The organism is Archangium violaceum Cb vi76 (assembly GCF_000733295.1).
Taxonomy (GTDB): domain Bacteria; phylum Myxococcota; class Myxococcia; order Myxococcales; family Myxococcaceae; genus Archangium; species Archangium violaceum.
Window position 1 is genome coordinate 33,701 of sequence record NZ_JPMI01000425.1, and the last position, 10,362, is coordinate 44,062.

9 protein-coding genes are annotated in these 10,362 nt (G+C 70.5%); 5 read left to right on the forward strand and 4 right to left on the reverse strand.

Translation table 11 applies throughout. The annotated features are described in order from the left end of the window. Positions 1-43 precede the first annotated feature (43 nt). Together Q664_RS50970 and aat are read left to right on the forward strand one after the other, a co-directional pair. Positions 44-880, forward strand: coding sequence for an LEA/WHy family protein (locus Q664_RS50970; RefSeq protein ID WP_084611029.1), 837 nt, complete (start codon positions 44-46; stop codon positions 878-880). After that, positions 880-1,584, forward strand: coding sequence for a leucyl/phenylalanyl-tRNA--protein transferase (gene aat / locus Q664_RS50975; RefSeq protein ID WP_043414744.1), 705 nt, complete (start codon positions 880-882; stop codon positions 1,582-1,584). Before Q664_RS50970 ends, aat begins: the two co-directional genes overlap by 1 nt. Here aat and Q664_RS53975 read toward each other — a convergent pair. From Q664_RS53975 to Q664_RS62565, 4 genes are all read right to left on the reverse strand, one after another. Next, positions 1,559-3,367 (reverse strand): two-component system sensor histidine kinase NtrB, encoded by a 1,809-nt coding sequence (locus Q664_RS53975; RefSeq protein WP_052519747.1) that lies wholly within the window; start codon positions 3,365-3,367, stop codon positions 1,559-1,561. The two genes, aat and Q664_RS53975, sit on opposite strands and share 26 nt — an antisense overlap. 61 nt (positions 3,368-3,428) lie before the next feature. Further along, positions 3,429-4,724 (reverse strand): sensor histidine kinase, encoded by a 1,296-nt coding sequence (locus Q664_RS50985; RefSeq protein ID WP_235217201.1) that lies wholly within the window; start codon positions 4,722-4,724, stop codon positions 3,429-3,431. A gap of 141 nt (positions 4,725-4,865) precedes the next feature. Further along, complete coding sequence (gene glgX, locus Q664_RS50990; protein WP_043414749.1) at positions 4,866-6,998, reverse strand: glycogen debranching protein GlgX; 2,133 nt, start codon at positions 6,996-6,998, stop codon at positions 4,866-4,868. A gap of 161 nt (positions 6,999-7,159) precedes the next feature. Next, entirely contained in the window at positions 7,160-7,285 is a 126-nt protein-coding gene (locus Q664_RS62565; RefSeq protein WP_268811474.1) for a hypothetical protein, read from the reverse strand. A 164-nt stretch (positions 7,286-7,449) separates the two neighbouring features. On the opposite strand from Q664_RS62565, the gene Q664_RS50995 reads away from it, so the two are divergent. The 3 genes from Q664_RS50995 (at position 7,450) to Q664_RS51000 (ending at position 10,250) form a co-directional block, all read left to right on the forward strand. Next, positions 7,450-7,851 (forward strand): hypothetical protein, encoded by a 402-nt coding sequence (locus tag Q664_RS50995; RefSeq protein ID WP_043414752.1) that lies wholly within the window; start codon positions 7,450-7,452, stop codon positions 7,849-7,851. Positions 7,852-7,916: 65 nt separating this feature from the next. Further along, complete coding sequence (locus tag Q664_RS59850) at positions 7,917-8,063, forward strand: hypothetical protein (RefSeq protein WP_160174681.1); 147 nt, start codon at positions 7,917-7,919, stop codon at positions 8,061-8,063. 105 nt (positions 8,064-8,168) lie between these two features. Then, entirely contained in the window at positions 8,169-10,250 is a 2,082-nt protein-coding gene (locus Q664_RS51000) for a monovalent cation:proton antiporter family protein (protein WP_043414753.1), read from the forward strand. Positions 10,251-10,362: the final 112 nt, after the last annotated feature.

A 10,362-nucleotide genomic window follows, 5' to 3' on the forward strand; every position in this document is an offset into this window, starting at 1 on the left:
AACGCCCTTGAGGCCAGCCAGAACCCGCCCCACCTTGGGCGCCATGCGTTCCGCCCCGCGTGCCATCGTCCACCTCCTGACGCTCGCGGCCTGGCTGGCCGGGTGTGCCTCCACGCCGCCCCCCGCCCCCGTGGGCCCCGCTTCCCTCGGCGCCGAGGAGGCCACCGTCGCCTCCCAGGGCCTCAGTGAGATGAAGCTGCGCTACTCCGGCCAGCTCACCAGCCCCGGCCCCGCCGTGCTGGAGAAGGCGGACTACGAGCTCGTCTCCGACGGCCAGGTGCTCCAGAAGGGCTCGGCGCCGCTGGGCGTCACCCTGGCCCCCGCCGCCCCCACCCCCTTCTCCTTCCAGGCCGAGGCCGCCTACGTGCGCACGCCGGAGGACCTGAGGGCGCTGAGCCAGCGGGGTGGCACCCTGCTCGTGGCGCTGCGCGGCACGCTGACGGTGCGCGTGGGGGACGAGGTGCGGACGCTGCCCTTCGCCGCCTCCCGGGCGGTGCGCGTGCCCCGGCTGCCCGTGGTGAAGGTGGAGAGCCTGGAGGGGGCCCGCTACTCGGAGGAGCAGGTGGATCTGCTCTTGCGCCTGGGGGTGGAGAACCCCAACCCCTTCCCGCTGCGGCTGGAGGAGCTCACCTGGGCCGTCTCGGTGGGAGGCCGCAAGCTGGGCGAGGGGACGCGGGGCAAGTACGACACCGTGGACGCGTCGGCCACCGGGGTGTATCCCGTGGAGGTGGCGGTGACGAAGGAGACGTGGGGGCAGGACGTGCGGGTGCTCATCGCCAAGGGGACGCTGCCGTATGAAGTCGCGGGCGAGCTCACGGGCCCGCTGGTGCGCGTCCCCTACTCGCTGTCCGGAGACGTGAAGCTCAACGTGTCGCGGTAGTGCCCATCTACCTACTCGGAGAAGATCCGGAGCTCTTCCCGCCACCGGAGAAGGCGGACCGGGGCGGGCTGCTCGCCGTCGGCGGGGACCTGAGCCCCGAGCGACTGCTCTCGGCGTACTCCCAGGGCATCTTCCCCTGGTACAGCCGGGGCCAGCCCATCCTCTGGCACTCGCCGGACCCGCGCTTCGTCCTCCCGCCGGACAAGCTGCACGTGGGCCGCTCGCTGCGCAAGACGCTCAAGGCCGGCGTCTATGACATCCGCTGGGACACCGCCTTCGCGGACGTCATCACCGCGTGCGCCAGTACCCCGCGCCCCGGCCAGGACGGCACGTGGATTACCGACGAGATGCTCGAGGCCTACCTCACCCTGCACGAGCTGGGCTTCGCGCACTCGGTGGAGGCGTGGGCCGGGGGAGAGCTGAAGGGCGGCTTCTACGGCGTGTCGCTGGGGGCGGCCTTCTTCGGCGAGAGCATGTTCGCCCACGCGCCGGACGCCTCGAAGGTGGCCTTCACCACCGCGGTGGAGCGCTTCCACTCCTGGGGCTTCCACTTCATCGACTGCCAGGTGGAGACGGAGCACCTGGCGCGCTTCGGGGCCGAGCACTGGCCGCGCAAGCGCTTCCTCCAGGCCCTCGGCCGGGCGCTCGAGGAGCCCACCCGCCGCGGCCGGTGGACCCTCACGCCAGGGGCAGCTCCAGGGTGAAGGTGGCCCCCGTGCCGGGGCCCTCGCTCTCGCACTCGAGGGAGCCGCCCAGTTCCTCGGCGGACAGGGCGCTGATGTGCAGCCCGAAACCGTGCCCGTCCTTCTTCGTGGTGAAGCCCTGGCTGAAGAGGCGTTGCAGGTTCTCCGGGGCAATGCCCACCCCGTTGTCCGCCACGGCGATGCGCAGCCGCGCTCCCGCCTCCTCCACGCGCAGGGTGAGCTGCTTGTCGGGCCGCTGGCTGTCCAGCAGCGCATGGCGCGCGTTGCTCAGCAGGTTCACCAGAATCTGCAGCAGCTTGTGCCGGTCCACCATCACCGCGGAGGCGGAGGCGGTGTACTCGCGCCGCAGTTGGATGCCCAGGCGCTCGAAGGACACCGCGTGCAGGCGCATGGCGTCGTCCAGCAGCGTGGGCACCTCCACCCGCTCCAGCACTCCGGAGAAGCGGGCATGCTGCTGCTGCATGCTCACCACGGACTTGATGTGGTCCACGCTCTCGGTGAGCCGCCGCAGCTCCTCCAGCACCGACTCGCGCTCCTGGGCGAGCTGGCCCGAGAGCGCCGCCAGGTAGGCGGGGAGCTGCCGGCCCCGGGGATCCTCCTCGAGGAAGGCGCCCAGCCGCGAGGCGTTCTCCCGCAGCAGCGCCACGGCCTTGTCCAGGCCCGCGGCCCGCGAGCCGCGCAGCCGATCCACCACGAGGTGGGCGGACACGTTCACGCTGTTGAGCGTGTTGCCCACGTTGTGCAGCACCCCGGTGGCGATCTCCGCCATGCCCGCGTGGCGCGACACGTCCACCAGGCCGCGGTGCAGCTCCGCCAGGCGGGCCTCGGCCTCCTTGCGCTCCGTGATGTCGCGGCTGAAGAGCGTGGCCCCCACCACCCGCTCCCCTTCCCACACCGGGTTGAAGGTGACGTCCAGCGTCATGGGGCGGCCCTGCGCGGGGATGTGCATCTCCAACCGCTCCCGCTTGCCCGCCAGGGCCTTCTGGAACAGCTCCTGGAGGCCCGGAGAGGCCATCCACGCCAGGTGGGCACCCCGCTCGAGCTCCCGGCCATAGAGGTGTCGGCCCACGGCCTTGGCCATCATGTTGGCGGTGACCACGCGCCCTTCCCGGTCGAGCGCCACCACCACGTCCTCCGTGCTCTCGAGGACGCTGAACAGCTTGCCCTCGCTCTCGCGCAGCGTCTTGAGCGCCTGCTGCAGCGCCTGCTGGGACTCCTCGCGCACGGTGCCGTAGAGCCAGCTCAGCGCCCAGCTCGTCAGCAGGCTGACGCACGCGACGAGGTTGCTCATCCAGGCTCCCGGCTTCTGGAAGACGGGCCGCGCCAGGCCGAAGCCGGAGTGGTAGAGCTGGTGGAAGGCCCCCACGTAGAGCATGAGGAGCGCGGTGAAGAAGAACCCGCGGCGCGGCCCCAGCAGGTAGACGGCCAGGGCCGGAATCAACATGCCCACCGCATGAGAGACAGCGCCCGGCGAGTCCACGGGCAGGGTGCCCAGGATGAAGCCCACGGACAGGGCCAGGCACAGGAGGATGGCCGGCGGGGAGGGCGAGGCCAGCCGGCGCATCAGCACCACCACCGCCCCGAAGGCGGCCATGCACACGCCCACCACCAGGAGCTGCGGCAGGCGATCCTCGGCCGCATAGGTGGGGATGCCGAGCACGTACAGGCCGATGAGCACCATCATCAGGAGGGTGGCCCCCAGCAGCACCCGGTAGCGCCAGAGCTCCCCCGGAGGCAGCCGGCGCTGCGACTCCGTCAGCCGGGCGTCCAGCCATTCCAGCACCCATGCTCGCGGGCTCCAGCCCATCACTTCCCCTTGGTCGGCGCACGAGCGCGCGCCAGACCTAGGACCCGGAGCGCCTCCGCTCCAGCATAGCGGACTCCGCCCCCTGCTCGGAGGCCGTGGGCAGCAACACCCGGAAGGTGGTGCCCTGGCCCGGCGCGCTGTCCACGGAAATGTCACCTCCCAAACGGGTCACGATGCCATGGCAGATGGACAGGCCGAGCCCCGTGCCCGTGCCCACCGGCTTCGTCGTGAAGAAGGGCTCGAAGAGGCGGCTGAGGTGCTCCGGCCGGATGCCGCTGCCGTTGTCCTGCACCTCCACCGCGACCAGGCCGTCCTCGCGCCGCTGGATGCCCAGCCGGAGCGTGGGCGCCTCGCGGCCCGCCAGGGCGTGGGTGGCGTTGACGATGAGGTTGAGGAACACCTGCCCCAGGCCGTGCTCGCTGCCCCACACGGGCGGCACCTCCTGGAACTCCCGCACCAGCTTCAGCTCCGGACGCAGCGCCCGCGCCGCCATGGAGAGGGTGAGCTCCATCACATGGCGCACGTCCACCACCTCCTTCGGCGGCTCGTCCATCCGGGCGAAGATGCGCACGTCCTGGACGATGCGCTCGATGCGCTCGGCGCCGGTGACGGCATCCCCGCACGCATCCCTCAGCTCGTCCCGGGCGCGCAGCGCCTCCTGGGCGCACGGCAGCTTCTCCAGCCCCCGCACCACGTGGCGCAGGTTGGACAGGATGTAGCTCAGCGGGTTGTTGACCTCGTGGGCCAGGCCCGCCGACATGCGCCCCAGCGCCTCCAGCTTCTGCGCGTGCACCAGCCGGGCATTGGCCTCCGCCAGCGCCCGCGTCCGCTCCTCCACCATCCGCTCCAGGTCCTCCATCCGCTGGTGGCTGGCGCGCAACAGCTCCCACTTCTCGCACAGCGCGTGCGCCATCTGGCGCACCTCGATGCTGTCGAAGGGCTTGCGCAGGATGAGCAGCCGCTCACTCGTCCCCAGCTTGCGCGACAGCTCGTCCCAGGAATAGTCGGAGTGGGCCGAGCAGAGCACCACCTGGAGATCCGCCTCCTCCCGCCACATCTGCAGGGTGGCCTCCACCCCGTCCATGCCCGGCGGCATGCGGATGTCCACGAAGGCCACGGCGTAGGGGCGTCCCTCACGCACCGCGTCGCGCACCAGGCGCACGCCCTCCTCTCCACCCAGCGCGAAGTCCAACTCGAAGCGGGTGGTACTGCTCCGGGGCGGCGCGTCCCCGAAGAGCATGGACTCCATCGCATCCAGCTCCGCGATACCCTGGCCGGACCTGGCGAGGATCTTCCGGAAGTCCTGGTGGATGGCACTGTTGTCGTCGACCACCAAAATCCGGCGGCACTCCCCCGTCGGAGGACTCATGAGGACAATGGGTACCACGTGACAAAAGCCACGGGCAATGTGCTCACCCGTGGCTCCCTCATGTCCTCACACCCACATCCGGCGCTGCCCGCCCGAGCACCGGGCCTAGGTGGCCGGCACTTCCCGGAAGACGGCGAGCGAGCGGCCCGTCAGCTCGAAGGGGCCGGCGGGCACCGGCTCCTCGGGGCCCCGCGAGTCATCCGCGGTGTAGAACTCGATGACCCACCGGGCGCCCTGGGCCGGGGGCGGCACGGTGAAGCGGACGGGCTCGTGGTGGGCGTTGAGCAGCACCAGCAGGGCGTCGCCGATGATGCGCTGGCCGCGCTCGTCCGGCGAGGGGATGGCATCACCGCCCAGGAGGAACGCGAGCGAGCGGGTGAAGGGCTTCTGCCAGTCCTCCTGGCCCATCTCCGTGCCATCCGGGCGGAACCAGGCGAGGTCCTTGTACTCCGAGTCCCAGATGTGCTTGCCCTGGAAGAAGCGGCGGCGCTGGAGCACCGGCTGGCGATGGCGGAACTGGATGAGGCGCGAGGTGAACTCGAGCAGCGCCAACCGGCGGTCATCCAGGTTCCAGTCCACCCAGGACAGCTCGTTGTCCTGGCAGTAGGCGTTGTTGTTGCCGCGCTGGGTGCGGCCCATCTCGTCACCGGCGACGATCATGGGCACGCCCTGCGAGAGGAAGAGCGAGGCGAGCAGGTTGCGCTTCTGGCGCTCGCGCAGGGAGACGACGCCGGGGTCGTCCGTCTCGCCCTCCACGCCGCAGTTCCACGCCTGGTTGTCGTCGGCGCCGTCGCGGTTGTGCTCGCCGTTGGCCTCGTTGTGCTTGTGGCTGTAGGTGACGAGGTCGTGCAGGGTGAAGCCGTCGTGGGCGGTGACGAAGTTGATGCTGGCCTGGGGCCGGCGGCGCGCGCCCTGGTAGAGGTCCGAGGAGCCGGTGAGCCGGTGGCCCACCTCGCCCGCGAGGTTCTCGTCCCCCTTCCAGTAGCGGCGCAGGGCGTCGCGGTACTTGCCGTTCCACTCGCGCCAGGGCGCCTGGAAGCCGCCCACCTGGTAGCCGCCGAGCCCCACGTCCCACGGCTCGGCGATGAGCTTCACCCGGCTGAGCACGGGATCCTGGTTGAGGATCTGGAAGATGGGGGCACTGGGGGAGAACTCCCCCTTGCCCACGCGGCCGAGCACGGTGGCCAGATCGAAGCGGAACCCGTCCACGTGCATCTCCTCCACCCAGTAGCGCAGGGAGTCCACGATGAGGCGAGCGGCCTGGGGGTTGGAGGCGTTGAGGCTGTTACCGCAGCCGGTGAAGTCCAGGGAGTAGCGCGCCTCGGGCATCAGCCAGTAGTAGCTGGCGTTGTCCACGCCCTTGAGCGACAGCGTGGGCCCCAGGTGGTTGCCCTCGCACGAGTGGTTGTAGACGACGTCGAGCAGCACCTCGATGCCGGCGGCGTGCAGGGCCTTCACCATGCCCTTGAACTCGTTGACGGCGCCGCCCGGCGTGCGGCGGCTGGCGTAGGAGGCCTCGGGGGCGAAGTAGCACAGGGTGTTGTAGCCCCAGAAGTTGGACAGGCCCTTCTCGCCGAGGAAGGAGTCATCCGCGAAGGCGTGCACCGGCAGCAACTCCACCGAGGTGACGCCCAGCTTGAGCAGGTGCTCGATGACGGCCGGGTGGCCGAGGGCCGCGTAGGTGCCGCGCTGGTTCTCGGGCACCTTGGGGTGGCGCATGGTGAGGCCCTTCACGTGGGCCTCGTAGATGACCGTCTTGCGCCAGGGCACGTCCGGGCGGCGCTCGTTGCCCCAGTCGAAGTAGTCCCCCACCACCACGCTCTTGGGCACGCCCGCGGCGCTGTCGCGCTCGTCACGCATCAGGTCCTGCTTCTCGTTGCCGAGCGTGTAGCCGAACACGGGCTGGGACCAGTCCACCTCGCCATGGAGCGCCTTGGCGTACGGGTCCACCAGCAGCTTGTACGGGTTGCAGCGGTGGCCCTTCTGCGGCTCATACGGCCCGTGCACGCGCAGGCCGTAGAGCGTGCCCGGCTCCAGCCCCGGCACGTAGCCGTGCCAGACGTCATCGGTCATCGCCGGCAGATCGAACCGCTCCACTTCCCTCGAGGGGTTCCGCGGATCGAAGAGGCAGACCTCGACGCGGGTGGCCACTTGCGAGAAGACCGCGAAGTTCACCCCCGTGCCATCGAATGTCGCGCCCCGAGGGTACGGCTTGCCCGGCCAGACTTCCCTGGTCATACGCGTCGCTGTCCTTTCAAACGGAGTGCACGGAATCTGTGGGTGGGGAGCGCACTCTTCAAGGACTTCACGGTGTCTCCGACCCCGGAGAGGTGGAGCGTCCATCCGCCAGACAAATGGAGCGTCCGCCAGCCATCAGCAGGGGGGCCCACCGTACGCTTTCACACGCGCGGCCTCGCGCCGGGAGGGAGCACCCCGTCCGCCAGCCCGTCGAAGGTGGGCACGGAGGGCCAGCAGCGCGCCCCCAGGTGCGAGACCATGGCTCCCTGCCTGGTGGGCGGAGCCACGCGAGGCCTCCCGGAGCGTACGGAGAAAAGCGGCAAGTGGCCTGGCCGGCTCTCGAAGAGTGCCTTTCCCTGGAAGCACCCTGGATGTTAGGAGTGTTCGAGCACCCAGCTTCATGAGAACCGTTGGCCCCGCATCCTGGCGCGAGCAATCGAGCGCCCGATGGATGGCCCTGGTCGGCGCGGCCTGCGCCCTCCTGATGGCCGTCGTGGCCGGCGTGTGCGCCCGGGCCCCCGCTCACGCGGAGGTCCGGTGGGCCACCACGGCGCGGGGACCGAAGCATCAGCATTCGCTCTCGGCCCATCTGCCCGTGCGGCAGCAGGGCCTGGTGGGCGTCCAGGCGTCACCGGTGCAGGGGCAGTTGGAGCTGCCGCGCCCCGCCAACAAGCCGCTCCCGTTCCAACCACGGTCCGATACACGCCCCGGCCCCGCGATCCGGCCAGAAGCCCTGCTCGCGGAACGCACGAGACGGCGGTTGTCGTGCGTATTGCCCACGAGCCACGGCCGGATCGCGGATCGCCCCGTGGTCGCCAACTGTCCCGCGCAAGGACCTCCGCGGACCGCCTGACGTTCGGTCCCAGAGTTCCACCCTTCACCCGCGCGCCAGCGACCCTGGTGCGCGTGAGGCATTCCTTGCGCGACGAACAGAACGAAACGACGACGTCTCCCGTCCCCGCGAACGCGGGTCACCCCCCCTGGCAGGTGGGGCGGCTCCTCCTGGCCGCGGTCGTCAGCCTGCTCATCATCGGCGCCGCCATCGCCTTCGAGCGGTTCGGCTGATGATGGGGCGGGCGCACCGGCCCCTCGGCCGCTCCGGGGCCGGTGCGCTCCTCCGAGGCCTTCTTCTTCCCTTCCCTCCCTAGATTCCCAGCAGGTGATTCAGCGATGCACGGAGCTCACGACTTCCTCAAGGCCCTGGCGATGGTTCTCTGCGTCGCGGCGGTGACATCCGTCATCTTCCAGCGGCTGCGACAACCCGTCGTGCTCGGGTACATCATCGCGGGCCTCATCATCGGCCCCCACGTCCCCATCCCGCTCGTCGCGGACTCCGGCATCGTCCAGACGCTGTCGGAGCTGGGCGTCATCCTCCTCATGTTCTCGCTCGGGCTGGAGTTCAGCCTGCGCAAGCTGTTCCAGGTGGGCCCCACGGCGGGCGTCACGGCCATCATCCAATGCAGCCTGATGATCTGGCTCGGCTTCGTCGTGGGCCGGGCCTTCGGCTGGACGGCGCTCGAGAGCATCTTCACGGGGGCCATCATCGCCATCTCCAGCACGACCATCATCGCCAAGGCATTCGACGAGCAGGGCATCAAGGGCAAGCTGCGGGAGATCGTCGTCGGGGTGCTCATCGTCGAGGATCTCATCGCCATCCTCCTGATGGCGACGCTCACGGCGGTGTCCACCGGCGCGGGCCTGTCCGCGGGGCAGCTCGCGCTGACGATCGGCCGGCTGGGGCTGTTCCTGGTGGGGCTGGTGGTGGTGGGGCTGTTGGTCATCCCGCGGGTGGTGCGGGCCGTCCACAAGCTGAACCGGCCGGAGACGCTGCTGGTGACGAGCGTGGGCATCTGCTTCGCGGTGGCGTTGCTGGCGCAGGAGTTCGGCTACTCGGTGGCGCTCGGCGCGTTCCTGGCGGGCTCGCTCGTGGCGGAGTCCGGCAAGGAGAAGGACGTCGAGCACCTGGTGCAGCCCGTGCGCGACGTCTTCGCGGCCATCTTCTTCGTGTCGGTGGGCATGTTGATCGACCCCGCGCTCGTGGCGAAGCACTGGGTGGCCGTGGCCGTGCTGACGGGGGTGGTCATCCTCGGCAAGCTGGTGGGCGTGGCCCTGGGCGTGTTCCTCACGGGCAACGGGACGCGCACGGCGGTGCAGTCGGGCCTGAGCCTGGCGCAGATTGGGGAGTTCTCCTTCATCATCGCGGGCCTGGGCCTGTCGCTGAACGCCACGGGGCAGTTCCTCTACCCGGTGGCGGTGGCCGTCTCGGCGATCACCACCCTCACCACGCCCTTCCTCATCCGGGCATCGGGACCGGTGGCCAACGTCGTGGACCGCAAGCTGCCCCGGCCGCTGCAGACGTTCGCCGCGCTCTATGGGAGCTGGGTGGAGGGCCTGCGCACCGCGCCGACGCAGAAGACCACCGGCGCGAGTATCCGCCGGCTGGTGCGCCTGATGGTGCTCGACGCGGCGATGCTCGCCGCGCTCGTCATCGGGACGTCCGTGTTCATCGAGAGGCTCACCACGACCGTGGAGAACCGGGGCGGACTGGGGGCGTCGGTGGCGCGCCTGCTCGTCATCGGCCTGGCCTCGGCGCTCGCGGTGCCGTTCCTCGTGGGGCTCGTCCGGATGGCGAGGAGTCTGGGGGTGCTGCTCGCGGACCTGGCCCTGCCTCCGAGCGAGGGCAAGCTGGACCGGGCCGCCGCGCCCCGGCGCGCGCTGGTGGTGACGCTCCAGCTGGCGAGCCTGCTCAGCGTGGGCATCCCGCTCGTCGCCCTCACCCAGCCCTTCATTCCCGGCTTCCAGGGCGCGGCCGTGCTGCTGGTCCAGCTCGCGGTGCTCGCCGTGGGTTTCTGGCGCAGCGCCACCAATCTGCAGGGGCACGTGCGCGCGGGCTCGCAGGTCATCGTCTCGGCGCTCGCGGCCCAGACGCATGTCCCCGGGAACGAGGAGAAGCACGGCGAGCGGTTGAAGACGCTCCATGCCATCCTTCCCGGGCTCGGCGAGCCGACACCGGTGCGGCTCGAGGCGTCCAGTCCGGCGGTGGGGCAGAGCCTGGCGCAGCTCAACCTGCGCGGGATGACGGGAGCCACGGTGCTGGCCATCCAGCGGGATGACGGCGAAGCGGTCGTCCCCACGGCGCAGGAGGTGCTGCGGGAGGGGGATGTGCTCGCGCTGGCGGGTACGCACGAGGCCATCGACGCGGCCCGGGCGGTGCTCGAGACGCCCCGGAGTCAGGAAGCCGCGGCGCCGTGAGCGCACACTCCCTCGCCCTCCGGGAGAGGGTGGGGGTGGAGGGTATCCGGGCCCGTTCTTCAACCCGTGGGCCCCAGTGTGGACAGAGGGTTCAACCCGGGATGCGTGGCAC